22 protein-coding genes are annotated in these 25,484 nt (G+C 63.0%); 13 read left to right on the forward strand and 9 right to left on the reverse strand.

The features are described from left to right. The first annotated feature begins 95 nt into the window (after nt 1-95). The 5 genes from mreC to CLU91_RS19900 are packed head-to-tail and all read left to right on the forward strand — an operon-like array spanning nt 96 to nt 5,768. Nucleotides 96-1,109, forward strand: a complete 1,014-nt coding sequence (mreC, locus tag CLU91_RS19880) for a rod shape-determining protein MreC (protein ID WP_100875506.1) — start codon at nt 96-98, stop codon at nt 1,107-1,109. After that, the gene (mreD, locus tag CLU91_RS19885; protein ID WP_100875507.1) at nt 1,106-1,618 is read left to right on the forward strand and encodes a rod shape-determining protein MreD; all 513 of its coding nucleotides are present in this window, start codon (nt 1,106-1,108) and stop codon (nt 1,616-1,618) included. The genes mreC and mreD overlap by 4 nt, the downstream gene beginning before the upstream one ends. A 12-nt stretch (nt 1,619-1,630) precedes the next feature. Then, the gene (mrdA, locus tag CLU91_RS19890; RefSeq protein ID WP_100875508.1) at nt 1,631-3,601 is read left to right on the forward strand and encodes a penicillin-binding protein 2; all 1,971 of its coding nucleotides are present in this window, start codon (nt 1,631-1,633) and stop codon (nt 3,599-3,601) included. Between the two features lie 8 nt (nt 3,602-3,609). After that, complete coding sequence (rodA, locus tag CLU91_RS19895) at nt 3,610-4,725, forward strand: rod shape-determining protein RodA (protein ID WP_100875509.1); 1,116 nt, start codon at nt 3,610-3,612, stop codon at nt 4,723-4,725. Beyond that, nucleotides 4,725-5,768 carry a septal ring lytic transglycosylase RlpA family protein gene (locus tag CLU91_RS19900; protein ID WP_100875510.1) on the forward strand — a complete coding sequence of 348 codons (1,044 nt, stop codon included), beginning with the start codon at nt 4,725-4,727 and terminating at the stop codon, nt 5,766-5,768. The genes rodA and CLU91_RS19900 overlap by 1 nt, the downstream gene beginning before the upstream one ends. Before the next feature lie 52 nt (nt 5,769-5,820). Here the strand turns inward: CLU91_RS19900 and CLU91_RS19905 are convergent, their stop codons facing one another. From CLU91_RS19905 to argS, 7 genes are read right to left on the reverse strand one after another with little or no spacing between them, the layout of a single operon-like run. Beyond that, nucleotides 5,821-6,516 (reverse strand): SPOR domain-containing protein, encoded by a 696-nt coding sequence (locus tag CLU91_RS19905; protein ID WP_100875511.1) that lies wholly within the window; start codon nt 6,514-6,516, stop codon nt 5,821-5,823. Next, the gene (locus CLU91_RS19910; protein ID WP_100875512.1) at nt 6,510-7,268 is read right to left on the reverse strand and encodes a type III pantothenate kinase; all 759 of its coding nucleotides are present in this window, start codon (nt 7,266-7,268) and stop codon (nt 6,510-6,512) included. Before CLU91_RS19910 ends, CLU91_RS19905 begins: the two co-directional genes overlap by 7 nt. A 4-nt stretch (nt 7,269-7,272) precedes the next feature. Further along, nucleotides 7,273-8,070 carry a biotin--[acetyl-CoA-carboxylase] ligase gene (locus CLU91_RS19915; protein ID WP_100875513.1) on the reverse strand — a complete coding sequence of 266 codons (798 nt, stop codon included), beginning with the start codon at nt 8,068-8,070 and terminating at the stop codon, nt 7,273-7,275. Nucleotides 8,071-8,080: 10 nt separating this feature from the next. Further along, the gene (locus CLU91_RS19920; RefSeq protein ID WP_100875514.1) at nt 8,081-8,842 is read right to left on the reverse strand and encodes an SDR family oxidoreductase; all 762 of its coding nucleotides are present in this window, start codon (nt 8,840-8,842) and stop codon (nt 8,081-8,083) included. A gap of 37 nt (nt 8,843-8,879) precedes the next feature. Continuing rightward, complete coding sequence (locus tag CLU91_RS19925; protein WP_100875515.1) at nt 8,880-9,551, reverse strand: thiol:disulfide interchange protein DsbA/DsbL; 672 nt, start codon at nt 9,549-9,551, stop codon at nt 8,880-8,882. A 9-nt stretch (nt 9,552-9,560) separates the two neighbouring features. Further along, nucleotides 9,561-10,283 carry an SPOR domain-containing protein gene (locus tag CLU91_RS19930; protein ID WP_100875516.1) on the reverse strand — a complete coding sequence of 241 codons (723 nt, stop codon included), beginning with the start codon at nt 10,281-10,283 and terminating at the stop codon, nt 9,561-9,563. Between the two features lie 20 nt (nt 10,284-10,303). After that, on the reverse strand, nt 10,304-12,013 hold the full coding sequence (gene argS, locus CLU91_RS19935) for an arginine--tRNA ligase (protein ID WP_100875517.1): 1,710 nt from the start codon (nt 12,011-12,013) through the stop codon (nt 10,304-10,306). Between the two features lie 376 nt (nt 12,014-12,389). On the opposite strand from argS, the gene rsmB reads away from it, so the two are divergent. The 8 genes from rsmB (at nt 12,390) to CLU91_RS19975 (ending at nt 20,616) form a co-directional block, all read left to right on the forward strand. Continuing rightward, entirely contained in the window at nt 12,390-13,811 is a 1,422-nt protein-coding gene (gene rsmB, locus CLU91_RS19940; RefSeq protein ID WP_100875518.1) for a 16S rRNA (cytosine(967)-C(5))-methyltransferase RsmB, read from the forward strand. A gap of 97 nt (nt 13,812-13,908) precedes the next feature. Beyond that, nucleotides 13,909-14,415: a DUF4390 domain-containing protein gene (locus CLU91_RS19945; protein WP_232730809.1), complete on the forward strand. Its 507-nt coding sequence runs from the start codon at nt 13,909-13,911 to the stop codon at nt 14,413-14,415. Next, nucleotides 14,415-16,712 (forward strand): sensor histidine kinase, encoded by a 2,298-nt coding sequence (locus CLU91_RS19950; RefSeq protein WP_100875520.1) that lies wholly within the window; start codon nt 14,415-14,417, stop codon nt 16,710-16,712. Before CLU91_RS19945 ends, CLU91_RS19950 begins: the two co-directional genes overlap by 1 nt. A gap of 98 nt (nt 16,713-16,810) precedes the next feature. Then, nucleotides 16,811-17,530: a response regulator gene (locus CLU91_RS19955; protein WP_100875521.1), complete on the forward strand. Its 720-nt coding sequence runs from the start codon at nt 16,811-16,813 to the stop codon at nt 17,528-17,530. After that, nucleotides 17,527-17,928, forward strand: coding sequence for a GTPase (locus tag CLU91_RS19960; protein WP_100875522.1), 402 nt, complete (start codon nt 17,527-17,529; stop codon nt 17,926-17,928). Before CLU91_RS19955 ends, CLU91_RS19960 begins: the two co-directional genes overlap by 4 nt. Nucleotides 17,929-18,083: 155 nt before the next feature. Further along, nucleotides 18,084-18,341, forward strand: a complete 258-nt coding sequence (locus CLU91_RS19965; RefSeq protein ID WP_100875523.1) for a BTH_I0359 family protein — start codon at nt 18,084-18,086, stop codon at nt 18,339-18,341. 77 nt (nt 18,342-18,418) lie between these two features. After that, the gene (locus CLU91_RS19970; RefSeq protein WP_100876821.1) at nt 18,419-19,198 is read left to right on the forward strand and encodes a class II glutamine amidotransferase; all 780 of its coding nucleotides are present in this window, start codon (nt 18,419-18,421) and stop codon (nt 19,196-19,198) included. A gap of 137 nt (nt 19,199-19,335) precedes the next feature. Next, nucleotides 19,336-20,616: an EAL and HDOD domain-containing protein gene (locus CLU91_RS19975; RefSeq protein WP_100875524.1), complete on the forward strand. Its 1,281-nt coding sequence runs from the start codon at nt 19,336-19,338 to the stop codon at nt 20,614-20,616. A 97-nt stretch (nt 20,617-20,713) separates the two neighbouring features. On the opposite strand, the gene CLU91_RS19980 is transcribed toward CLU91_RS19975, so the two are convergent. After that, nucleotides 20,714-21,085 carry an SPW repeat protein gene (locus tag CLU91_RS19980; RefSeq protein ID WP_100875525.1) on the reverse strand — a complete coding sequence of 124 codons (372 nt, stop codon included), beginning with the start codon at nt 21,083-21,085 and terminating at the stop codon, nt 20,714-20,716. A 112-nt stretch (nt 21,086-21,197) separates the two neighbouring features. Then, nucleotides 21,198-24,992, reverse strand: coding sequence for a methionine synthase (gene metH, locus CLU91_RS19985; RefSeq protein ID WP_198521369.1), 3,795 nt, complete (start codon nt 24,990-24,992; stop codon nt 21,198-21,200). Between the last annotated feature and the right edge of the window lie 492 nt (nt 24,993-25,484).

The raw sequence follows: 25,484 nt of genomic DNA on the forward strand, positions 1-25,484 counted from the left end.
GAAACCAATCCGGCCTTTTTTTTCTGGTTTTGGCGCCGGCGTTTGACCGGGGCCTGTACGTTGGCGCACTGCGCCTGGCCTGATCATTGGAAGTCATGGAATACAGTCCTCCGCCACTTTTCAAACAAGGCGCCTCCGCCCGCGTCAAGATGATGGTGTTCGCCGGCATTTCTATCGCCCTGTTACTGGTCGATTCGCGCATGCACGCCTTGACGGCCGTGCGCCAGGCAGTCGGCACCGTGCTGTATCCGGTGCAGATGGCGGCCCTGGTGCCGCGCGATGTGGCGCTGGGCGTCGGCAACTATTTTTCGTCGCTGTCCTCCCTGGAAAAACAGGTGCGCGACCTGAAGCACGAGCAGATCGCCTCGGCGCAGATCATGCAGCAGGCGCAGCTCAATATCGTTGAGAACAACCATTTGCGCAAGCTGATGGAAGCGCGCGAGCGCGTTCCCGTCAAGACCATGATGGCTGAAGTCCTGTATGACACGCGCGATTCGGCCACGCGCAAGATCGTGCTGGACCGGGGCATCCAGAATGGCGTCGAACTGGGCCGCCCCGTGATCGACAACCTCGGCGTGGTGGGACAAGTCACGCGCGTGTTCCCGTTCACCTCCGAAGTGACCTTGCTGACCGATGAAGAACAGGCCATTCCCGTGCAGCTGCTGCGCAATGGCGTGCGCAGCGTGGCCATCGGCCGCGGCAAGTCCGGCACCATGGAGCTGCGCTTTACGGCCCCCACCGCCGACATCCAGATCGGCGACATCGTCATTACCTCGGGCCTCGACGGCCTGTACCCGGCCGGCCTGGCCGTGGCGCGCGTGACCCTGGTCGAGCGCAATGCGCATGGCCCGTTCGGCCGCGTCGTGTGCCAGCCGCTGGCCGGCATCGAACGCAACACCCAACTGCTCATCCTGATGACGTCACCGGAGATTCCGCCGCGTCCGCCAGTCGAAGACGTCAAGACGGGCCGCAAGATCGCCGGCAAGATGGCGCCGATCAAGGACCCGGCGGCCGCAGCGACCCCGCCCGCCGCCGCGACACCCGCGACACCTGCGGCAAAACCGCCAGCCGCGCCTGCCGCCGTGCCACCGAAGGAAGCGACACGATGAACCGCCCGCATTACATCCTGCTGCCGGTCAGCCCCCTGTTCATCGGCTTTTCCCTGCTGTGCGCTTTTTTGCTGAATTTGCTGCCATGGGGGCAGTTCGTCGGCGTGCCCGATTTCGTCGCCCTGGTGCTGGTCTTCTGGGGCATCCACCAGCCGCGCAAGGTCGGCATCGGCGTGGCCTTCTTCATGGGCTTGATGATGGACGTGCACGACTCGACCCTGCTCGGCGAAAATGCGCTGGCCTACACCTTGCTGTCGTACTTCGCCATCATGATGCACCGCCGCGTGCTGTGGTTCCCCATCCTGACGCAGGCACTGCACGTGCTGCCGCTGCTGCTGCTGACGCAGGCGCTGCAATTGCTGACGCGCCTGATCGTCTCGGGCCGTTTCCCCGGCTGGCTCAATTTCATCGAGAGCTTCGTCGCCGTGGCCCTGTGGCCCTTGGTCACGTGGGTCTTGCTGGCGCCGCAGCGCCGCGCCGTGGACCGCGACCATAACCGGCCGATCTGACGAGCGCCTGCCATGACTGAACTGAAAAATACCGAGCGCGAGCTGCATTTTTTCCGCATGCGCCTGACCATCCTGGGCGCGCTCGTCTTCGTCTGCTTTTCGCTGCTGCTGGCGCGCTTCATCTGGTTGCAGGTGATCAAGCACGAAGATTATGCGACCAAGGCCGAGGACAACCGCATCGCCGTGGTGCCCATCGTGCCCACGCGGGGACTGATCCTCGACCGCAACGGCGTGGTGCTGGCGCGCAATTACTCGGCCTATACGCTGGAAATCACGCCGTCGAAATTGAGCGCCAGCCTCGATTCGGTGATCGACGAGTTGTCGACCCTGGTGCAGATCGACGTCAAGGACCGCCGCCGCTTCAAGAAGCTGCTGGAAGAATCGAAGAACTTCGTCAGCGTGCCGCTGCGTACGCGCTTGACGGACGAAGAAGTGGCGCGCTTCACGGCGCAGCGTTTTCGCTTCCCCGGCGTGGAGGTGCAGGCGCGCTTGTTCCGCCAGTATCCGATGGGCGAGGTGGCCTCGCACGTGGTGGGCTTCATCGGCCGCATCAACCGCAATGAAGCCAAGGCGCTGGAAGAGGGCGATGACGCGGCCAACTACAACGGCACCGACCATATCGGCAAGGAAGGCCTGGAAAAAAGCTACGAGAAGCAGCTGCATGGCACCACCGGCTACGAAGAAGTGGAAGTGTCGGCAGGCGGACGCGCCATGCGCACCCTGTCGCGCACGGCGGCCACCCCTGGCAACAATCTGATCCTGTCGATCGACATCGAACTGCAGAAGGTGGTCGAGGAAGCGTTCGGCGAATGGCGCGGCGCGGCCGTGGCGATCGACCCGGCCACCGGCGACATCCTCGCCTACGTCTCCAAGCCCGGCTACGACCCGAACCTGTTCGTCGACGGCATCGACCAGCAAAGCTGGAATGAACTCAATACCTCGCTGGACCGGCCGATGGTCAACCGGCCCCTGTCCGGCACCTACGCGCCCGGCTCCACCTTCAAGCCCTTCATGGCGCTGGCCGCACTCGAACTGGGCAAGCGCACGCCGAGCCAGGCGATTTCCGATCCCGGTTTCTTCATCCTCGGCGGCCACACCTTCCGCGACGACAAGGTGGGCGGCCATGGCACGGTGGACATGCACAAATCCATCGTCGTCTCGTGCAACACCTATTACTATCAGCTGGGCCGCGACATGGGCATCGACGCCATCCACGACTTCATGAAGCCGTTCGGTTTCGGCCAGCTGACGGGTATCGACCTGAATAACGAAAAGACGGGCGTGCTGCCGTCGACGGAATGGAAGCGCAACCGCTTCAAGACGCCGCAGCAGAAAAAATGGGTGGGCGGCGACACGATTTCGGTGAGTAACGGCTCCGGCTACAACTCGTATACGCCGCTGCAGATCGCTCATGCGACGGCCAATCTGGCCAACAACGGCGTGGTGATGAAGCCGCATCTGGTGAAGATCATCGAAGACGCGGCCACGCGCGCGCGCACCCTGACGGTACCGAAGGAAAGCTACCGCATTCCGCTCAAGCAGGAAAACATCGACACCATCAAGCGCGCCATGGTGGGCGTGACCAGCGAGCAGGGCGGCACGGCCGCGCGCATCTTCACCGGCGTGCAGTACACGGTGGGCGGTAAGACGGGGACGGCGCAGGTGGTGGGCATCAAGAAAAACGAGAAGTACAATGCCAAGCTGCTGGCCGAACGCCTGCGCGACAATGCCTTGTTTACGGCCTTCGCGCCGGCCGACAAGCCGCGCATCGCCATTGCCATCGTGGTGGAAAACGCGGGCTTCGGCGCCGGCGTGGCTGCGCCGATTGCGCGCAAGGCGCTCGACTACTACCTGCTGGGCAAGCGTCCGAGCGACAAGGAAAAGGACACCACCAAGGTGCCCAAGGAAGATGCCGACGAAGTGCGCACCCTGGAAGAAATCACTGACGAGCAGGCCGCCCCGGCGGCACCTGCCAGGCAATAAGGAAGCACATGCCCATTAACGAAAGGCGCTCGCTGTGGCGGCGTGCCAAACCCTATCTGGCGGTGTTCGATCCGCCGCTGATGATCATCATCCTGCTGCTGCTCAGCACCAGTCTGCTGACCCTGTATTCGGCCAGCATCGGCATCCCCGGCAAGATCGAGGACCACCTGCGCAACATCCTGCTGTGCTTTTTCGTCATGTGGGTGGCGGCCAACATCACGCCGCAGATGATGATGCGCATCGCCGTGCCCGCGTACACGGTGTCGGTGATCTTGCTGGTGGCCGTGGCGCTGTTCGGCACCATCAAGCTCGGCGCGCGGCGCTGGCTGCATATCGGCGTGATCGACATCCAGCCGTCCGAATTCCTGAAGATCGCCACGCCGCTGATGCTGGCCTGGTTCTTCCAGCACAATGCGGGCGCGCTGCGCTGGAAATCGTTCCTGATGGCGGCCGTGCTGTTGCTGGCGCCCGTCTACCTGATCGCACGCCAGCCCGACCTGGGCACGGCGCTGCTGGTAGTGGCGGCCGGCTTCACCGTCATCTTCCTGGCCGGCCTGTCGTGGAAGGTGCTGGCCGGTTTGCTGATCACCTTTGTTTCCTGCCTGCCGATCGCCTGGTCGCACCTGCATGATTACCAGCGCGACCGCGTGATGATGCTGATCGATCCGACCAAGGACCCGCTGGGCAAGGGCTTCCATATCATCCAGTCCATCATCGCCATCGGTTCGGGTGGCATGACGGGCAAGGGCTGGACGCACGGCACCCAGGCCCACCTGGAATTCGTGCCGGAGCGCACCACCGACTTCATCTTCGCTGTATATTCCGAGGAATTCGGCCTGGTCGGTAACTTGATCCTGATGCTGATGTATTTGCTGCTGGTGGGACGGGGGATGATGATCGCCGCCAACGCCCCCAGTTTTTTCACTCGCCTGCTGGCAGGAGCGATAACAATGATTTTCTTTACGTATGCGTTTGTCAACATGGGCATGGTCAGCGGCATCGTGCCGGTGGTCGGCGTTCCCCTGCCTTTCCTCAGCTATGGCGGCACCGCGCTGCTGACCCTGGGCGTGGCCACCGGTATCCTGATGAGCATTCAGCGCCACCGCAAGCTGGTGCAGACCTGATGCGGGCGCCTTTCGATACCTTCGCCATGCGCGGACTGAGCCTTACGGTCTTGCTGACCCTGGCCGCTTGCGGCACCACGCCGCAAAAACCCGCATCGAACAACGTGCCGCTGCCGTCAGGCGGCAAGGTCAAGTCCCCTGTGCGCCAGGACCCCACCTTGCCGGCGTTGCCGGCGGCCGGCTCCGGGCGCGGCGGCTACTACAAGGATGACGGCCCGGGCGACAATCCGCCGGCCAACCTGCGCGACGTGCCCGACGCGGAAGTGCGCAACGAGCCGTATTCGACACGCTCGAACCGCCCGTATGTCGTCTTCGGCAAGACGTACACGCCGATCACCGACAACGAACCGTTCAAGCAGAAGGGCACGGGCACCTGGTATGGCAAGAAATTCCATGGCCAGCGCACTTCGTCGGGCGAAATCTACGATATGTACAAGATGACGGCGGCCCATCCCACCTTGCCCATTCCGTCGTATGCGCGCGTGACGAGCATCGACAGCGGTGAACAGGTGATCGTGCGCGTCAATGATCGTGGTCCGTTCCACGCCACGCGCGTGATCGACGTGTCCTACACGGCTGCGCTGAAACTGGGCTTCCTGGGCAAGGGCAGCCACCAGGTGGTCGTCGAGCGGCTGCTGCCGGCCGATATCGATGCCATCCTGGCTGCCCGCGCGGCGCCCAAGCCGGTACCGTCGGTGGTGGCCATCTCCATCGATACGCCGGTGGAAACGGGCGCCGTGGTGCAGCCGGAAGTGTCGACCCAGATGCTGCCAGTCGACGCGACGGTCGCCATGCCGGCACCGGCGGTGCTGGCCAGCGGCTTTTATTTGCAACTGGGAGCGTATTCGCGCGCCGACAATGCGGAAACGGGGCGCTCGCGCCTGGCGCCATATGCGGCAGCCTTGGGTACCTTGGGCGTGGTGCAGGCGGGGAATTTGTTCCGCCTGTACGGCGGACCATTCTCCAGCCGTGCCGAGGCGGCGCGGGCGGCGGCGAATTTGCCGGAATCGACAGGCATCAAGCCCATCGTCATCGAAAGATAAACGTAGGTCGGATTAGGCGCAAAGCGCCGTAATCCGACGCGATTGTCAGCAGTCATTTACAGGCGCGCAGTTCCTGTTCCGGGAACTGCGCCTTGATCTTCTCCAGGCGCGCGCGCGTGGCGGCGTCGAGGTCGCGGAACTGGTAAGCGAACTGCTTGCTGGCGCTGTAGCGCGGTGCGACGCGGGCGCTGTGCACGCCCTGTTTGTTCAGCGATGCCAGCTGGCTTTGCGCGCTGTTTTCCGACTTGAATACGCCCAGTGAAATGCCCCAGCGCAGCGGACTGCCTTCGTTGATGATGAAGTAATTCGTCACGCCCAGCTGCTTCAATTCGCCGGCCTTGCGGTCGGCGCCTTCCTTGCTGCCCTGCGGCGGGATGTACACCATGTAGCTGGAAATGTCCTGGCCTGCCACGTTGCGGCGCGACTGGCGGTCGCCCAGGTCCAGCGCCGCCACTTGCGCTTCGAAGCGGCGGCCATCGGCCAGCAGAAAATTGCCCACTTCCGTGCACGCATACGATGTCGGCGGCGCCGGTGCCGCCGCCGCTGGCGCGGCTTCTTCGGCAGCAGGCGGCGCGGCGGGCGCCGTGGCCTGCTCCTGCGTCAGCAAGCTGAGTTTATTCGCTTGCAGCTGGTTTTTCAGGCGCGCCGGTTCGCGCGTCTCCGTGCGAAAACTGCCCAGATAACCCTGGCCGATGGCCAGCACCAGCAGGTTGACGCCGGCCAGCAGCCAGAAGACGAATTTCAGCATACGTGGTTTCCTTGTGTTCCCGTGGCCCCGGCGCGCGCGGCCGCCTGCAGGCCGAGCATGACGATATTGTCGACCAGGTGCAGCGGCACCGCCAGCGTCAGGGCTGGCGCGATGCGCGGCGCGGCGCCGCCCGACAGCAGGCAGGCGCTGGCGCCGTGCATGCGCACGGCCCGTTCGATGGCGCCCGCCTGGGCCGCCAGGCATCCACTCAAAATCGCGTCGTCCGTGTTGTCGGCAAAGCCGGCCGGCAGCGCGGCGTTACCGGCGATTTGCGGCAGCTGCGCCGTGTTGCGCGCCAGCGAGCTGGCCATCAATCCCAGTCCCGGCAAGATCATCCCGCCGAGGAAAACGCCATCGGCCGTGATGGCGTCGATGGTGGTGGCGGTGCCGCAATTGGCGACGATGACGGCCTGGCCAGGCGCCAGCGCGTGCGCGCCGATGGCGGCGGCAAAGCGGTCGCAGCCCAGCTGCGAGGGCGTGCGGTAGCCATTCGTCAGTCCCGCCAGCTGCGGCAGCGAGGCAAAGTCGCGGGCCGCGACGGGCAGCATGGCGCGCAGGCGCATGCCGATGACGCTGCCCGCCACGTTCGACAGCAGCGCCTCATGGATGGCGAGTTTTTTCCATTGCGCCGCCAGGGTGTCGAGCTGCGCATGCGCGACGGCGCCGCTGGCCAGCCAGCCGCCGGCGGCACTGTCGGCTGCCACGAGTGCCCATTTGATGCGCGTATTGCCGGCGTCGATCAGCAGCAGCATGCGCTTACTCCCCCAGCAGGCGCAAGGACACGTCGCCTGACATGACTTCCTGCAGGCCGCCATCGGTACGCAGCAGCAGGCGCCCCAGCTGATCCACGCCAGCCGCCACGCCTTGCTGCAGCAACTGGCCGTTGTCGAGGATTTTCACGTGCTGGCCCTGCCACGCGTGCAGTGCGTTCCAGCGTTCGGCAAACGGCGTAAAACCCGTGTCGTCGAATTCGGCCAGCACGCCGGCCAGGCGGCTGAGCAAGGCTGCCACCAGGGTATTGCGTTCCATCTGCGCCAGCCAGGGCACGGCCGAGACGCTGCGGCCGATCTGCCGTTCCAGCGCGTCGGGCATCAGCAGATTGATGCCGCAGCCGATCACGGCCCACACGCCATTGCCATCGGTTGCCTGCTGCGTCTCGACGAGGATGCCGGCCAGTTTATGGCCATCCTTGAGCAGGTCGTTCGGCCACTTCAGCTGCACCGGCACGCCCAGCGCCGTCATGGTCTCGGCCAGCGCCACGCCGACGGCCAGCGGCAAGCCGACCAGCTGATGCAGCGGTCCCTTGAAGCGCCAGGCCAGCGAGAACATCAGGCTGGCGTCCGCCTGCGACACCCACGGCCGTCCGGCGCGCCCGCGCCCGGCCGTCTGCTGGCCCGCGATGCGCAGGGTGGGGCCGGCCAGAGTGGCGCAGCGCGCCAGCAGGTCGGCGTTGGTCGATCCCGTTTCGTCGACCACTTCGATGGCCACGTGGGCGGCGCCCGTGGCGCAATGGGCGGCGATGGCCGCGCTGTTCAAGTCTGAGTGCTTCGTCATGGTAATTGGATCAGTTGCGCGCCTTGTGCGGCGCGTTCGCGAAGGCCCGGTCATAGACTGCATTGGGCAGCGCGCGCAGCAGCTTGGCGACGACGCCCATCTGCCACGGGATCACGCGGTAGCTGTCGCCGTCGGCGATGGCGCGCGCGGCGCGCACGGCGAATTTTTCGGCCGGCATTAAAAAGGGCATGCGATAGGCGTTGTGGCGCGTCATCGGCGTGTCGATGTAGCCGGGCGTGATGGTGACGACCTTGATGCCGGCCGGTTTCAATTCCAGGCGCAGCGATTCGCAGTAGCTGATGACGGCCGCCTTCGAGGCGCTGTAGGCTTCGGCGCCGGGCAGGCCGCGGATGCCGGCCACGCTGCCGATGCCCACCAGGCGTCCGCTGCCCTGGCTTTTCATGGCGGCGATGAAGGGGGCAAAGGTGGCGACGGTGGCCGTGACGTTGATGGCCATCAAACGCGCGAAGGCGTCCAGGTCTTCCGCGTGTTCGCTCAAGGTGCCGTAGGAGACGCCGGCGCTGGCGATGACGACGTCGATATGCCCGGCATGGGCGATGAAATCCTGCGCCGCGCTTTTCAGGGCGGCATGGTCGCACACGTCGACGGCGTAGGCGCGGTGGCGTTCAGGGTGGGGCAGGGAAGCGATCAGTTGCTGCAGGGTCTCGCCGCGGCGCGCCAGCAAGCCCAGATGGGCGCCCTGGCGCGCGTACTGCAGCGCCAGGGCGGCGCCCAGGCCGCTCGACGCACCCGTGATGAAAACGCTGTGCATCAGGCGATGCCCGGGCGCGCCAGGGAAGTGGCCATGCTTATTTCTTTTCCGCTTTGGCTTTCGCGACCAGCACGTCCATCACGGTGAGCGCCTGGGCGTTCAGCTGCTCTTCGTTCTTGGCCGACTTGCTGCCCTGATCGGCTTGCGAAGGCGAGGTGATGTAGCGGCCATCGATGGCGATCATGGGCCAGAACGTCACGTTATAGCCCTGCATCATGGCGTCCGCGCGGCGCACGCGGGCCGAGATACCCATCGAGCGGTAGGTGTCGATGAACTTCTGGCGGTCCACGCCCTGTTTGGCGACGAAGTCGAATACGGCGTCGTCGGTGTTCAGGCGGTTGCGCTCCACGTGCATGGCGTGGAAGACGCCGGTGTGCAGCTTGTCGAGCAGGCCCATGGCTTGCAGGGTGAAGAACAAGCGCTGTTGCGGCGCCACGCTGTCATCGCGCGACACGTGCACGCGCTTGAAGACGATGTTGTCGCCCTGTTTCTTGACCCAGGCCGCCAGTTGCGGTTCGAGCACGTTGCAATGCGGGCAGTAATAGGCGAAAAATTCTGTCACTTCGATTTTTTTGCCTGACTCCGTCGCCTGCGGCGTGGCCAGGGTGTCGTATTCGACGCCGTTTTTCGGGTCTGCCGGCGAGGCCGACGCGCCCATGGCGGCCGTGCACAGGGCGGCGGCGATCAGGATGTTCTTCAGAAAACGCATGCTGGTTCCTTATTTCTGGTTGCGGACGACGGCGACATCGATGCCGTTTTCAGACAGTTTGGTGCGCGCGCGGTTCATCGCTTCGAGCTGGTTGAACGGTCCGACGCGCACGCGGTGCAGCACGCCGGCGTCAGTGCTGCGGTCGCTGATGGCCGCTTCGAAGCCCAGCAGCGCCAGTTTGCCGCGCGTGCTTTCGGCGTCCGACATGTCATGGAAGGCGCCGGCCTGCAGATAATAAATCCATTTGTCGCTGGCCGCATCGGCTTTGGCTTCTTTCACGTCGGCCTTGGCTTGCGGCGCTGGCGCTGCTGGTGCTGCCGCCGGCGTTTTCGGCGCCGGCTTGTCCTTCAACGTACCGATCAATTCCTGCAGCGCGTCCGGCGGCGGTGCCTTCGGCTGCTGCGCGGTGGTGGGCGCCGGCGCTGGTGCAGGGGCAGCCGGCTGCGTCGGCGTGACGATCTCGCGCGGCTCCTTGGAGAAGTCGCGCGCCGCTTCCTTGGCCGCTTCCTTGTTGCCGTACATCGGCTTGTTCGGGTCGGCGATCTGGCCGGCCGTCGGTTCGGCCGACTTGCCGGCCTTGCCCGACTTGTCGGTGAAGGGCGAGGCGCCCTTGGTGATCACCAGGGCGACCACCACGGCGATGCCCAGGCCGATGACCAGGCCGATGATGATGCCGACCAGGGTATTGCCCTGCTGGCGGCGGGCGGAAGAAAAGCGGGAAGCGTGACTCATGTACGGTTTGACCTTCGCGATTACATTTTGTTTGGCGCGGATACGCCGATCAGTGCCAGGCCGTTGCGCAGCACCTGGCGCGCGGCGATGACGAGGGCCAGGCGGGCCATCTTGACGGCGTCGTCCTCGACCAGCACTTTTTCGGCGAAGTAGAAGCTGTGCAGGTTGGCGGCCAGGTCGCGCAGGTAGAAGGCGACTTGATGCGGTCCCAGTTCGGCTTGCGCGCGCGCCAGCGTTTCCGGGTAGGCGGCCAGGGTCGCCAGCAGGGTCGCTTCGGTCGGTGCCGTCAAAGGAGACAAATCGACGCCGGCAACCGTGCTGGCATCGCCGCCCCAGTTTTCCAGGATGCGGCAGATGCGCGCATGCGCGTACTGCACGTAATACACGGGGTTTTCATCGGTGGTTTTCAGCGCCACGTCGACGTCGAAGACGAATTCCGTGTCGGCCTTGCGCGAGATCAGGAAGAAGCGCACGGCGTCGCGGCCCTTGGCGATGTCGCCGCCGCCCGACCATTCGATCAGGTCGCGCACGGTCACGTAGGAGCCGGCGCGCTTCGAGATCTTGACTTCTTCGCCGTCCTTCATGACGGTGACCATCTTGTGCAGCACGTAGTCGGGGTAGCCTTGCGGGATGCCCATGTCGACGGCCTGCAGGCCGGCGCGCACGCGCGCGATGGTGCCGTGGTGGTCGCTGCCCTGGATATTGATGGCCTGCACGAAGCCGCGCTGCCATTTCACCAGGTGATACGCCACGTCCGGCACGAAATACGTGTAGCTGCCGTCCGTCTTGCGCATGACGCGGTCCTTGTCGTCGCCGAAGTCGGTGGTGCGCAGCCACAGCGCGCCATCCTGCTCGTAGGTGTGGCCCGCCTTGACCAAGGTTTCCACGGCGCTGTTGACCTTGCCGTCCGCGTACAGCGACGATTCCAGGTAGTAATTGTCGAACTTCACGCCGAAGGCCTGCAAGTCGATATCCTGCTCGTTGCGCAGGTAAGTCACGGCGAAAGGGCGGATCGAATCGATGTCGTCGATGTTGCCGTTGGCCGTGGCGGGCAAGCCATCGCTGGCCGACACGGTCTTGCCGGCCTTGAAATCGTTGGCGATATCGGCGATGTAGTCGCCGTTGTAGGCTGGCTCGGGCCATTCGGCGTCGCCCGGCTTGAAGCCGCGCGCGCGCGCCTGCACGGAATTGGCCAGGGTCTGGATCTGCACGCCCGCGTCGTTATAGTAGAACTCGCGCGTCACCTGATAGCCTTGCGCGTCGAACAGCGAGGACAGGGCGTCGCCCAGCGCCGCCTGGCGGCCATGGCCCACGTGCAGGGGGCCGGTCGGGTTGGCCGAGACGAATTCCAGGATGACCTGCTTGCCGGCACCGGCCGTGCTGCGGCCATAGCTGTCGGCCTCGCTCAAGATGCTTTTCACCACGGCCTGCTTGGCGGCGTTTGAGACGCGCACGTTGATGAAGCCGGGACCGGCGATTTCCACTGCCTCGATCAGGCCCTTGCCAGCCGGGTTGGCCAGCACGGCCGTGACGATGGTTTGCGCCAGTTCGCGCGGATTCTGTTTCAGCTGCTTGGCCAGTTGCATGGCGATGTTGCAGGCGACGTCGCCATGCGATGCATCGCGTGGTCGCTCGAGCACCACGGCAGGCGCTAGCGAAGTGCCGGCCAGGACGGGAGCGAGGGCGGCCTGGAACAGGGCGATGATTTCTTGTTTCTGTTGGGCGAGCATGAGCAGGATGGCGGTGGAACCGCGTTAAGAATGAATAGAATGAATCAAAAAGCAAAACGGACGGCAAGTACCCAAGCCGCCCACACTGCGTCAATTATACTGGTTTGCCGGCGGGAACAATACGCTTGCCGGCAAGCTTCCCGTGCCGGCGCATTTCACGATATTATCAGGACAACATGCCCATGTTGGTGCATGAAAACATCAGCATGGTGCATTCTGCTTGTATATATGCAGTTTTTTGCCGCAATTTACAGCAATCGCTGCAATCGCTTGGGCCAGAGGGCGCCACAAACGCTACAATCGACCCTTTATTGATAACGCGCGGCCGCGGCTTTGCCACCATGCAGCCCACCGCGCGCAGCCACACCGGATAACTATGAACAAGCGCCCCACGCTGAAATTGAAAACCAAGCCGGCGCCAGGCCAGGCGCCTGCCGCACCGAAATTGCGTCCGAGCTACCATCCCGACCTGAAACCGGTCTTGCAGCCAGGCTTCCAACCCGATTTGCGCGCCGACTCGCTGGCGTTTTGCCTGCTGGGCGCCGCGAATGCCGTGGCGCAAGTGCGCACGGGCACGGCCCTGCCGCAGGCGCTGGCCAAGGTGTTTGCGCAATCGAATGCCAGCCCGCAGGCGCGCGGCGCCATCCAGGATATTTCCTACCGTACCATGCGCCAGCTGGGCCGCAGCGAAACCCTGGTCGGCCTGATGACGTCGAAGGCGCCCGAGCCGCCGATGCTGGCCGCGCTGCTGTGCTGCGCGCTGTCCTTGATGTCGGCCGAGCCGGGCGAGCAGCCGTACGAGGAGTTCACGGTGGTCGACCAGGCTGTCACGGTGGCCACTTCGCACCCTGACCTGGCGCACGCCAAGGGCATGGTGAATGCCGTGCTGCGGCGTTTCTTGCGCGAGCGCAAATCCTTGCTGGAAGCGGCCCTGCAGCAACCGTTGGCGCAATGGAATTATCCGCAATGGTGGATCGATTCGCTGCGCCTGGCTTATCCGCGCGACTGGCAAGCCATTTTGACGGCCGGCAATGCCGTGCCGCCGTTGACCTTGCGCGTGAATCGCCGCAAGAGCACGGTCGAAGCGTATCTGGCCGTGCTGTCTGATGCGGGCATTGCCGCGCGCCAGGTGGGACCGTTCGCCGTGCGCCTGGACAAGCCGATCGGCGTGGCCTTGATTCCCGGCTTCGAGCAGGGCGTCGTCTCCGTGCAAGATGCCGGTGCGCAACTGGCCGCACCGCTGCTGGACTTGCAAGACGGCATGCGCGTACTCGATGCCTGCGCGGCGCCGGGCGGCAAGACGTGCCACATCCTGGAACTGGCCGACGTGCACGTGACGGCCATCGATGCGGACGCCAAGCGCTTGCCGCGCATCGCGGAAAACCTCGAGCGCCTGGGCCTGGACGCGACCCTGAAGGCGCAGGATGCGCAGTCGAGCGCGTGGTGGGACGGCCAGCAATACGACCGCATCCTGGCCGACGTGCCGTGCACGGCCTCGGGCATCGTGCGTCGCCATCCCGACATTCGCTGGTTGCGCCGCAAGGGCGACGCGTTCCAACTTGCAACACTTTCGTCCAAAATTCTGGACAACCTGTGGCAGATGCTGCGCCCCGATGGTAAATTGCTGTTCGTGACATGTTCACTGTGGCCGCAAGAGTCCGAGGCACAGGCGGCGGCATTTGCGGTGCGCAATAATGCGACCCGATTGACAGCGCCTGGCCAGCTGTTGCCGACTGGCAGCGCGGAGCAGGACCATGACGGTTTGTTCTATGCGCTATTCCAAAAAAATGCGGCTTGAGCGATTCGTCGAACCTTTTCCTACGGACACCATCGGCACACTTGTGACAACACGACTCTTCCGACTCCTGGCCTTGCTGCTGATGCTGGCATGTACCATGCCGCGCGCGCAAGCCGCCGACATGGTCGAGATCACCCGTGCCTACATCGAGGCTAGCGAAGAGGGCTACAAGCTGGCCGCCACCTACTCCTTCGATCTCAATCACGACCTCGATGATGCCGTGCAGCACGGCGTGCCGCTGTTTTTCACGACAGAAATCGAACTGACCCGGCCCCGCTGGTACTGGTTCGATGAAAAGGCCATCGTGGCGCGCCAGACCAGCCGGCTGTCGTACAACGTGCTCACGCGCCAGTATCATGTGTCGGGCGGCGGCTTGCAGCAAAGCTTTCCCACGCTCGACGACGCACTGTTCCTGATCCGCCGGCCCAGCCGCTGGCTGGTGGCGCCGCGCGGCGCGCTGAAAGTGGGGCAGACGTATAACGTCACCTTGCGCATGGGCATGGACCGCGACTACCTGCCCAAGCCGATACAGGTCAATGCCTTCAATAACAGCGACTGGCGCCTGGCTTCGAATAAAAAAACCTTCTTGTATACGGCGGAGTAGTGAGTCAAGCATTGCGCTATCTGCTGGTGGTGGGCGGCGGCATTGTCAGTATCCTGCTGTTCCTGCTGGCGTCGGCTTCCGACAATTCCGGCTTTTTCGACCGTTATTACACCTGGCTGCTGGGGCTGAACGCCGCCGTGGCCGTGTCGCTGCTGGCGCTGGTGGGCATTTCCCTGGGCCGTCTGTACGTGCGCTACAAGAGCGGCAAGTTCGGCTCCAAGCTGATGACACGTTTGGTGATGCTGTTCGCCGCCGTCGGCATCTTACCGGGCCTGGTGATTTTTCTTGTTTCTGTGCAATTCGTGTCCCACTCCATCGAATCCTGGTTCAACGTCAAGATCGAAGCGGCGCTGGAATCGGGGATTGAGCTGGGCCGCGCCGGCCTCGATGCGGCCCTGGTCGAGCTGGACCACAGGGGTCACCAGGCGGTCGCGGAACTGGGGACCGACCCGGTGGTCGGTCCGGCCGTGCTGACCAGCCTGTTGCGCGAAGAAGGCATGCAAAATGTCATGGTTGTCAGCGGCGACGGCGTGCTGCTGGCCAGCGCCGGGCCGCACAGCGCGGCCGACTTGCCCACGCCGGCCATGCTGGTGCAGGCCGCCTCGCCGGCCGGCTATGCCTCGGCCGAAGGGGGGCTGGAGTTGCACGACGATGGCACGGAGTCGGGCGGCGGCGGTTTCCGCGCGGGCACGCCGGCATCGCTGGAAACGGCGGCCAGCCTGCGTTTGCGCGTGCTGGTGGCCGTGCCGGGCCCCTCGGTCTCGCCCCGCTATTTGCAACTGCTGCAGGCGGTGCCGCCCAAGCTGGCGACCAACGGCGAGGTGCTGCGCGCCGCTTACAGCGAATACAAGGAACGTTTCGTCGCGCGCGTGGGCTTGCGCAAGATGTACATGGAAATCCTCACCTTGACCTTGCTGCTGGCCATCTTTGGCGCCATCGGCAGCGCTTTCCTGATCGCGGGCAACCTGGCCCAGCCCCTGCTGCTGCTGGCAGAAGGCACGCGCGCCGTGGCCGAGGGCGACCTGTCGCCGCGCCCCATCGTTGCCACCAAGGATGAACTGGGCACCTTGACGCAGTCGTTCAACATCATGACGCGCCAGTTGCTCGACGCGCGCACGGCCGTGGAAAGCAACCGCGCCGCGCTGCAAAACGCCAAGGCCCACCTGGAATCGGTGCTGGCGAACATGTCGGCCGGCGTGATGGTGCTCGACGGCGACTTCAAGCTGGTGACGTGCAACGAGTCGGTCGAGCGCATCTTGCAGCATTCGGGCATGAGCATGGTGGGGCAGCCGCTCGCGCATATTGCTGGAATGGAAGAGTTTGGGTCCGCCATCATCAGCGCCTTCACGGCGCAAAGCGCGCAATCGGCGTCGGGCCGCAACCAGCAGCGCCTGCACTGGCAGCGCCAGATCGAGATTCCGCGCCGCCTGGGCAGCAGTGCCGACGAGCATGACATCACCCTGCTGGCGCGCGGTTCGCGCTTGCCGCTGGAGTCCGGCAGCGGCTACATCGTCGTCTTCGATGATATTTCCGACGTGATTTCCGCGCAGCGCTCGATCGCCTGGGGCGAGGTGGCGCGCCGCCTGGCGCATGAAATCAAGAATCCGCTCACGCCGATCCAGCTGTCGGCCGAGCGCCTGCAGATGAAGCTCGAAGGCAAGCTGGAGCAGCCCGATGCGGACTTGCTCAGCCGCGCCACCAGCACCATCGTCAAGCAGGTCGATGCGATGAAGCGCATGGTCGACGACTTCCGCGACTATGCGCGCACGCCGCCGGCCGTGCTTACGCCCTTGCGCCTGAACGAACTGATCGAAGAGATCCTGAACCTGTACCTGCGCGGCGATGATGGCGACATCATCCACCCGCAACTGGCGCCGAATCTGCCGATGGTGATGGGCGATCCGACCCAGTTGCGCCAGGTGATCCATAACTTGCTGCAGAACGCGCAGGACGCCATGGCCGACCTGCCGCCGGACTCGCCGCATCCGCGGATTGACGTAAGGACGGAAGCAATTCATTATCGCAGTGCGGACGGCGGCGTGAATATCGCCGTGCGGCTGGCCATCACCGACAATGGCCCTGGCTTCGCGCCAAAAATCCTGGCGCGTGCCTTCGAACCCTATGTGACCTCGAAGGCGCGCGGGACGGGATTGGGCCTGGCGATGGTCAAGAAAATTATCGATGAACATGGCGGCCGCATCGATATCGAGAACCGGGTCGACGGCAATGGCGCTTCGGTGGTCATTTTGCTGTTAAAGTTAGCTCCCGACACTCCTGCCCAGGATTTCCTGGCGTGAGGGTCTGGTTTAGTATTTAAAACACTAATAAAATCATAGTTGTCCGCCGTGTGCATCTTGTGCGCGACGGCCGGCGAAATGAGGAAGGCAAGACACGAATGGCAAACATACTCGTAGTGGATGATGAAATGGGTATCCGTGAGTTGCTCTCGGAAATTCTGGGCGATGAAGGACATGCTATCCAGCTGGCTGAAAATGCGCAGCAGGCGCGTGAAGCGCGTGCCGCCGGTGCGCCGGATCTGGTATTGCTCGATATCTGGATGCCCGACACGGACGGCGTGACCTTGCTCAAGGAATGGCAGCGCGACGGCTTGCTGACCATGCCGGTGATCATGATGTCGGGCCACGCTACCATCGATACGGCGGTCGAGGCGACGCGCATCGGTGCCATGAATTTCCTGGAAAAACCGATTGCCCTGCAAAAACTGCTGAAAGCAGTCCAGCAAGGCTTGACGCGGGCACAGGAAACCGTGCGCGCGCCGAGCGTGGCAGCGCGTCCCGTGGCACCCGTGGTGGCCGAGGAAAGCAGCCATCCCGTGCCCAGCTTTGGCGGCAGCGCACCGCAACAGCTGATGGTGCGCCCGGGCATCGCCGTACCGGCAGTGGCCGAAGGCCATGGCTACAACCTGTCGTTCGACTTGCCGCTGCGCGAGGCGCGCGACGCGTTCGAACGCATGTATTTCGAACACCACCTGGGCCGCGAAGGCGGCAGCATGACCCGCGTGGCGGAAAAAACAGGCCTGGAACGTACCCATTTGTACCGCAAGCTGAAACAGCTGGGCGTCGAACCGGGCAAGCTGGCCAAGAAAAACCTGTGACGGCAGCCGTGCGGCGTCCGACGCCGCTGACCCTGGTCAGCGGTGGACGCGCCGCCGAGCGCGAGGCAGCCATCGCGCAAGCCTTGGCGCCTGGCGAGCCGGCCGCCGTGATCCTCGAAGGATTGGCTGACGGCAACGCCATCCTGGCCGACCTGGCCGGGCAAGTTTCCCCTTCCTCATCATTTCCATTGCAACTGTTGCGCATCGCGCCCGGTTGCCTGTGCTGCAGCGGCAATCTCGTATTGCGTGTAACATTGAATCGTCTGCTGCGCCATCCTCCCGCGCGCTTGTTCATCAGCCTGGCTGACGCCACGCACATTGAACAATTGCGCACCTGGCTGAGGGCCAGTCCCTACGATGTCTTGCTGGCGCTGGAACCGGATCTGCCTGTTTCCTGAACGTAGATCCTGATCGGCTTACCGCAGTCGCAGTTTGCATCTCGTTACAACTCTGTAGCCCGCAGGGTGGCCTGGCCGCTTGAAATGGCGGCGTGGGAGCCCCACCTCTGTCCTGAAACCGCAAGAGTTTCTCTTGCTTGAGCGAAGGATGCAAAATGAACCTGATCTATAACAGCGAACAATACAGCGTCGTGGAATTCGGCGTCGATGGCGATCTGGAAGCCTTGCGCTTTGGCGGCTATGAAATCGTCGACAAGGGCGGCAAACGCGAGACTTTCATTGCAGGAGTCTTGGCGCAACACTTCCGCCGCGACGTCACGGAATTGATCGCCAGCGAACCCAGCATGGAAGAGATCGATGAATTTTTGGGCAGCTATGATTCCCTCATGAGCCAGCCCGTGCTGTTGCACTGACCGGATGGCCATCGCCGCCATACCAATCCGCCAGATGGCGTGGTATGGTGGCCGTGTTATCCCGCTGCAAACAGACCATGTGCCAACTTCTCGGAATGAATTGCAATGTCCCTACGGACATTGTCTTTAGTTTTACCGGCTTCGCCATGCGCGGCGGCCATACCGATACCCACCATGACGGCTGGGGCATCGCCTTTTTCGAGGGTGCTGGCGTGCGCCATTTCGTCGACCACCAGGCAGCCATCGCCTCGCCCGTGGCCGAACTGATCAAACGCTACCCCATCAAGTCGCGCAATGTCATCGCACATATCCGCAAGGCCACGCAAGGCCAGGTGGCGCTGGAAAATTGCCACCCGTTCGTGCGCGAACTGTGGGGCCGCTACTGGGTGTTTGCCCACAATGGCGATTTGAAGCAATTTCATCCCGTGCTGACGGGCAGTTACCGCCCCGTCGGCTGCACGGACAGCGAACGGGCTTTCTGCTATCTGCTGCAGCAATTGCATGCGCGCTTTGGCGATGCTGCGCCGGCCTTGCCGCAACTGCATGCCGCGCTGGCGGAATTGTTGCCCAGCATTGCGGCCCACGGCACGTTCAACATGATGCTGTCGAGCGGCGAGGCGCTGTTTGCCCATTGCTCGACCAGCTTGCACTATCTGGTGCGACAACATCCGTTTCCAACTGCTAAACTCTCCGATGAAGACCTGAGCGTGGACTTTTCCCAGGTGACGACGCCCCAGGACCGCGTGGCCGTGATCGTTACCCAGCCACTGACGACGAATGAGCAGTGGACGGCGTTTGCGCCCGGCGAATTGAAATTATTTGTCGACGGGATGGTGCAAGACACGCCAGCGGCTTAATTTGTTGACGACAATACGCTTGATTGCTGCCAAAATACCCACAGCGCGGGCGAAATTCAGCTAAAGTATTGTCAATAGTGAACCTTGATGCGGGCACCGCGCGGCCGGTGTCACTCGACCTGATTGATGAAGACTTAATGATCGATATTTCCAGCAACGACATCACCCCGAAACCCTTGCGCGTGCGCGAGTTCTATCTGGGTCGACAACCTATCCTCGACCGCAACCAGGCCCTGTTCGGCTATGAGTTGCTATTCCGCAACGCTCCAGTCGGCCCCGCCAACATTACCAGCGACCTGTCCGCCACGGCGTCCGTGATCGCCCACGCTTCCCAGCTGGGGATGGAAAAGGTCATCGGCGACGCGCTCGGTTTCGTCAACGTCGATGCCGACGTCATCATGAGCGACATCTTCGTTTTCCTGCCGCGTGAAAAAGTCGTGCTGGAAATCGTCGAATCGATGCCCGTCACGCCGGAAGTGCGCGCGCGCATCAGCGAACTGGTGGGCCATGGTTTTACTTTCGCGCTGGAAAACGTGGTGGCCGATACGGCGCAAGTGCAGGAGTTGTTGCCGCTGGTGCAGTACGTCAAGATGGACATGAGCACGGTCGACCCGAAAGTGCTGGCAGCGCTGGCGCCCCGTTTCAAGCGGGAACACAAGAAACTGGTGGCGGAAAAGGTCGAGACGCGCGAAGAATTCAAGTCGGGCCTGGACCTGGGCTTCGATTACTTCCAGGGTTATTATTTCGCCAAGCCCGCCATCATGACGGGCAAGAAGCTGTCGCCGTCGCAACTGGCCGTCATGGAACTGATGACCCTGGTCACCTCCGACGCCGACAACATGGATATCGAGCGCGCCATCAAACGCGACGTGTCGCTGGCCTTGAACCTGTTGCGTTTGGTGAATACACCAGCCGTGGGCGCGCGCCAGCGCATCGATTCGCTGAGCCAGGCCGTGACCGTGCTGGGCCGCCGCCAGCTGCAGCGCTGGCTGCAGATCATGCTGTATGCGGAGCCAAGCAAGCGCGGCCATAGCATGACGCCGCTGCTGATGCTGGCCACCACGCGCGGCCGTTTGCTCGAATTGTTCGCCCATAAACTGCGCCCGAACCAGGCCCATTCGGCCGACATCGCCTTTACGGTCGGCATCATGTCCTTGATGGATACCTTGTTCGGCGTGCCGATGTCGGAAATCCTCAGCCAGATCGAAGTGATCGACGAAGTGGCCGAAGCGCTGCTGTCGCGCGAAGGCTTCTACGGCGACCTGCTGCGCCTGGCCGAATGCATCGAGCGCATCGAAGACATGGAAGGCGAGATCGTGCCCACCTTGCGCGACCTGGCCATGTCGCCGGACGAGCTGGTGGAGCTGGAAATGGCGGCCTACGAATGGAGCGATAACGTCGTCCGCTACGCGCTGTAGGTCGGATTAGGCCCAACGGGCCGTAATCCGACAACATTGTTGGCGCGTTCTTCAAAAGCCCTGCACGGCGCCGCCGTGACAGGGCTTTCTTACGCCGCTACGCTGCCGCGCCGGGCCAGTGCTTGTGCAGCTCGGGGTCGGTGCGCAATTCCCACAGGGCCAGCACGACGACGGCGATGCCGACAATCAACTCGTTCCACAGGACGACGCGCTGTTCGGCGATGCGCAGCACCCATGGCGAGACGGCGACCCAGACGCCCACCAGCAGATTGACGACGACGGCCCAGAAATACGTCTTGTACAGATCGAAGGCGGCCAGCACGGCGATCACCAGACCCGAGATAAAGGCATTGAGCATCTGCGGCGAGCCTTCGGGATAGGAAAAGGCCCAGGGCGAAACGAGCAGCCACAGGCCCAGCAACAGGATCACTTGATCTTGCCAGCGTTTCAGTTTGAAATTGCTTGCCATATATCCTCCTTCGCCAGTTAGGAACGGGCCGGAGCAGGCATGCAGCATGCCGACCGGCATACTGCGTTAGTGCGCTTGGGCGCGCGAAAAGTTCCGCGCGCCTTGCTACCGCTTATGACAGGTTCGGCGACAGCCAGCGTTCCACGTCTTCGATGCTGGCGCCACGCCGCTTGGCCATGTCTTCCACCTGGTCCATGCCGATCTTGCCGACGACGAAGTATTTCGACTCCGGGTGGGCAAAATAGAAGCCGGAGACGGCCGCGCCGGGGAACATGGCATACGATTCCGTCAACATCATGCCGATTTCCTCGGCCTGCATGACCTCGAACATCTGTTTCTTGACCGTGTGCTCGGGGCAGGCAGGGTAGCCGGGCGCGGGGCGGATGCCAACGTATTTTTCGCCGATCATGTCGTCGTTGCTCAAGTGCTCGTCCGGCACATAGCCCCACAAATCCTTGCGCACGCGCTCATGCAGGTATTCGGCAAACGCCTCGGCCAGGCGGTCGGCCAGCGATTTGAGCATGATGGACGAGTAATCGTCGTGCGCATCCTCGAAGCGTTTTTCATACTTTTCGATGCCCAGGCCGGACGTGACGGCGAACATGCCGATGTAATCCTTCACGCCCGATGCCTTCGGCGCAATGAAATCGGCCAGGCACTGGTTCGGACGCTGCACGCCGTCGACCACGGGTTTGACGCCCTGCTGGCGCATGCCGTAGTAGGTGAACGCCACGGTACTGCGCGTATCGTCCGTGTACACCTCGATATCGTCGTCATTGACGCTGTTGGCCGGCAGCAAGGACACGACGCCATTGGCCGTCAGCCAGCGTCCGTCGATGAGTTTTTTCAGCAAGGCCTGGCCTTCCGCGTACACCTTGGTGGCCGCGTCGCCCACCACTTCATCCGTCAAAATGGCGGGGAAGGGGCCGGCCAGGTCCCAGGTCTGGAAGAACGGGCCCCAGTCGATGTAGTTGGCCAGGGCGGCCAGGTCGACATTTTTAAACACGCGCCGGCCGATGAACTTCGGTTTCACGGGCGTGCAGGCGCCGTCGAAGGGCACGACCATCTTGTTGGCGCGCGCCTGCGCCAGCGGCAGGATGGGCAGCGCCTTCTTGTTGGCGTGCTGTTCGCGGATGCGCGCATAGTCGAGTTCGATGTCTTCCACGTACTTGTCGCGCTGCTCCGGCGTCAACAGCGATTGCGCCACGGACACGGAACGCGAGGCGTCCGGCACGTAGATCACGGGGCCTTCGTAGTTGTGCGCGATTTTCACGGCAGTGTGGGCGCGGCTGGTGGTGGCGCCGCCGATCAGCAGGGGAATTTTCAGCATGCGGAAGTGTTCGTCGCGCTGCATTTCCTTGGCGACATACGCCATTTCTTCCAGCGACGGCGTGATCAGGCCGGACAGGCCGATGATGTCCGCGTTTTCCACCTTGGCGCGCGCCAGGATTTCCGAGCACGGCACCATCACGCCCATGTTCACCACTTCGAAGTTATTGCATTGCAGAACGACGGTGACGATGTTCTTGCCGATGTCATGCACGTCGCCTTTCACGGTCGCCATGATGATCTTGCCCTTCGGCTTGGCGACGATGCCCGTGCGCTTTTCTTCCAGCAGCTTTTCTTCCTCGATGAACGGGATCAGATGGGCCACCGCCTGTTTCATCACCCGCGCCGATTTCACCACTTGCGGCAGGAACATTTTGCCTTGGCCAAACAGGTCGCCGACCACGTCCATGCCCGCCATCAGCGGTCCCTCGATCACGTGGATCGGGCGCCCGCCATTGTGCAGCAGTTCCTGGCGCGCTTCTTCCGTGTCTTCGACGATGAATTGCGTGATGCCGTGCACCAGCGCGTGCGACAGGCGCGCCTGCACCGTGCCTTCGCGCCAGGCCAGGGTTTGCGCCTCGGCCTTGCCGCCCGCCTTCAGGGTGCCGGCAAATTCGATCATGCGCTCGGTGGAGTCTTCGCGGCGGTTCAGCACCACGTCTTCCACGCGCTCGCGCAATTCCGGGTCGAGGTTGTCGTACACGCCCACCATGCCGGCGTTGACGATGCCCATGGTCATGCCGGCCTTGATGGCGTGGTACAGGAAGACGGTATGGATGGCTTCGCGGGCGGGATCGTTGCCGCGGAAACTGAACGACACGTTCGACACGCCGCCCGAGATCTTCGCGTACGGCAAGTTTTCCTTGATCCAGCGCGTGGCGTTGATGAAGTCGACGGCGTAATTATTGTGCTCTTCGATGCCGGTGGCGACGGCAAAGATGTTCGGGTCGAAAATGATGTCTTCCGGCGGGAAGTCCAGCGCATCGATCAGCAAGTGATACGCGCGCGCGCAAATCTCGATCTTGCGCTCGAAGGTGTCGGCCTGGCCCTTCTCATCGAAAGCCATGACGATGACGGCCGCGCCATAGCGGCGGCACAGTTTCGCCTGGCGCAGGAATTCTTCCTCGCCTTCCTTCATGGAAATCGAGTTGACGATGGCCTTGCCCTGCACGCATTTGAGGCCCGCTTCGATGACCGACCATTTCGACGAGTCGACCATGATGGGCACGCGCGAAATATCGGGTTCGGACGCGATCAGGTTCAAAAAGCGCGTCATGGCGGCCAGCGAATCGAGCATCGCTTCATCCATGTTGATGTCGATCACTTGCGCGCCGTTTTCCACTTGCTGGCGCGCCACTGACAATGCTTCGTCGTATTGCTCGTTGAGGATCATGCGCGCGAACGCTTTCGAGCCCGTGACGTTGGTGCGCTCGCCCACGTTGACGAACAACGATTCGTCATTGACGACGAACGGCTCCAGGCCCGCCAGGCGCAAGTCGTGCGATGGGGCGGGCACGCTGCGCGGGGTGTTTTTCGACAGCAACTCGCCGATGGCGGCGATGTGCTCGGGCGTGGTGCCGCAGCAGCCGCCCGCCATGTTCAAAAAGCCTGCGTCGGCAAATTCGCGCAGCAGGGCGGACGTGTCGGCCGGCAACTCGTCAAAGCCCGTGTCGCTCATGGGGTTGGGCAAGCCAGCGTTTGGGTAGATGCACACAAAAGTGTCGGCGATCTTGGCCAGCTCTTCCGCGTACGGACGCATCAGGGCGGCGCCCAGCGCGCAGTTCAGGCCGATGGTCAGCGGTTTCGCGTGGCGCACGGAATTCCAGAAGGCGGGCACGGTCTGGCCCGACAAGATGCGTCCCGACGCGTCCGTAACGGTGCCGGAAATCATCAAGGGCAGGCGCACGACGGTCGGATTTTGCTCGTAGAACAGGTCGATGGCGAACAGGGCCGCCTTGCAGTTCAAGGTATCGAAAATGGTTTCCACCAGCAGCACGTCGGCGCCGCCTTCCACCAGGCCCTGCGTCTGCTGCAGGTAGGCGGCCACCAGCTGGTCGAAACTGACGTTGCGCGCGGCCGGGTCGTTGACGTCGGGCGAGATCGAGGCTGTCTTCGGCGTGGGGCCCAGGGCCCCGGCGACGAAGCGCGGCTTGTCCGGCGTGGAATATTTGTCGCAGGCGGCGCGCGCCAGTTTTGCCGCCTGCACGTTCATTTCATAGGCCAGGTGGGCCATGTGGTAATCGTCTTGCGCGATGGTCGTGGCGCCGAAGGTATTCGTTTCGATCAGGTCGGCGCCTGCCGCCAGGTAGCGCTCATGGATTTCCTGGATGATGTGCGGCTGGGTGAGCGTGAGCAGCTCATTGTTGCCCTTCACGAACAGTTCGCGCGCGCCGCTGTCGGCCGGCGCGGCGAAGTCGATGAAGCGGCCGGCGGGGCCGCCACGGTACGCTTCTTCGTCGAGCTTGTATTGCTGGATGATCGTGCCCATGGCGCCGTCGAGGATCATGATCCGCTGCGCCAGAATGGCGCGCAAGGTGGCTTCGGTCGGGGACATGGCGGGGATCACGGTATCGTTCATTTCATGCTTTCAATAGGCAAACGGGCGGCGGCGCGGCGACAAGACAGGTACGGGGCGGTTGCGGGCCAGCAGGATCCGCTGACGGAGAGTGCCGGCCGGGTAGGGCAGGCAGAAGGTGGCAATCGCCTGAATCACCGGGTCTAAAATTATACGGCATCAGGCTGCTTTGGTTTTAAGCAAAAGCGGCCGTTCACCGCACGGCAAGCTTTCTTGCAACACATTGCCTTGCGCCTGGCCTGTTTCTGAAAATGACATCCCTGAAAATCTTGCTCAAAATGTCAATTTTTCAGCCAATGCAGGGCGAAAGGAAGAGGGTTCTACATAAAGTGTGCCAGGGAGATATTTCAATCATGGTCAAAATTAATTGAATCAACAGCAGCATTAGTTGTCTTTAGGAATCCAATTAACCGATAATATTAGTTCCTCGAAAGTAAATTCTCACCAAAAGTCACCCATATGTCACATTTCTCTCGCCGCCTCCCCTGCATCGCG

It is taken from the genome of Janthinobacterium sp. 64 (assembly GCF_002813325.1).
Classification (GTDB): domain Bacteria; phylum Pseudomonadota; class Gammaproteobacteria; order Burkholderiales; family Burkholderiaceae_D; genus Janthinobacterium.

Coding starts and splice junctions, on each gene's coding strand:
- mreC (WP_100875506.1), top strand. CDS start 96: ATGGAATACAGTCCTCCGCCACTTTTCAAACAAGGCGCCTCCGCCCGC.
- mreD (WP_100875507.1), top strand. CDS start 1,106: ATGAACCGCCCGCATTACATCCTGCTGCCGGTCAGCCCCCTGTTCATC.
- mrdA (WP_100875508.1), top strand. CDS start 1,631: ATGACTGAACTGAAAAATACCGAGCGCGAGCTGCATTTTTTCCGCATG.
- rodA (WP_100875509.1), top strand. CDS start 3,610: ATGCCCATTAACGAAAGGCGCTCGCTGTGGCGGCGTGCCAAACCCTAT.
- CLU91_RS19900 (WP_100875510.1), top strand. CDS start 4,725: ATGCGGGCGCCTTTCGATACCTTCGCCATGCGCGGACTGAGCCTTACG.
- CLU91_RS19905 (WP_100875511.1), bottom strand. CDS start 6,516: ATGCTGAAATTCGTCTTCTGGCTGCTGGCCGGCGTCAACCTGCTGGTG.
- CLU91_RS19910 (WP_100875512.1), bottom strand. CDS start 7,268: ATGCTGCTGCTGATCGACGCCGGCAATACGCGCATCAAATGGGCACTC.
- CLU91_RS19915 (WP_100875513.1), bottom strand. CDS start 8,070: ATGACGAAGCACTCAGACTTGAACAGCGCGGCCATCGCCGCCCATTGC.
- CLU91_RS19920 (WP_100875514.1), bottom strand. CDS start 8,842: ATGCACAGCGTTTTCATCACGGGTGCGTCGAGCGGCCTGGGCGCCGCC.
- CLU91_RS19925 (WP_100875515.1), bottom strand. CDS start 9,551: ATGCGTTTTCTGAAGAACATCCTGATCGCCGCCGCCCTGTGCACGGCC.
- CLU91_RS19930 (WP_100875516.1), bottom strand. CDS start 10,283: ATGAGTCACGCTTCCCGCTTTTCTTCCGCCCGCCGCCAGCAGGGCAAT.
- argS (WP_100875517.1), bottom strand. CDS start 12,013: ATGCTCGCCCAACAGAAACAAGAAATCATCGCCCTGTTCCAGGCCGCC.
- rsmB (WP_100875518.1), top strand. CDS start 12,390: ATGAACAAGCGCCCCACGCTGAAATTGAAAACCAAGCCGGCGCCAGGC.
- CLU91_RS19945 (WP_232730809.1), top strand. CDS start 13,909: ATGCCGCGCGCGCAAGCCGCCGACATGGTCGAGATCACCCGTGCCTAC.
- CLU91_RS19955 (WP_100875521.1), top strand. CDS start 16,811: ATGGCAAACATACTCGTAGTGGATGATGAAATGGGTATCCGTGAGTTG.
- CLU91_RS19965 (WP_100875523.1), top strand. CDS start 18,084: ATGAACCTGATCTATAACAGCGAACAATACAGCGTCGTGGAATTCGGC.
- CLU91_RS19970 (WP_100876821.1), top strand. CDS start 18,419: ATGTGCCAACTTCTCGGAATGAATTGCAATGTCCCTACGGACATTGTC.
- CLU91_RS19975 (WP_100875524.1), top strand. CDS start 19,336: ATGATCGATATTTCCAGCAACGACATCACCCCGAAACCCTTGCGCGTG.
- CLU91_RS19980 (WP_100875525.1), bottom strand. CDS start 21,085: ATGGCAAGCAATTTCAAACTGAAACGCTGGCAAGATCAAGTGATCCTG.
- metH (WP_198521369.1), bottom strand. CDS start 24,992: ATGAACGATACCGTGATCCCCGCCATGTCCCCGACCGAAGCCACCTTG.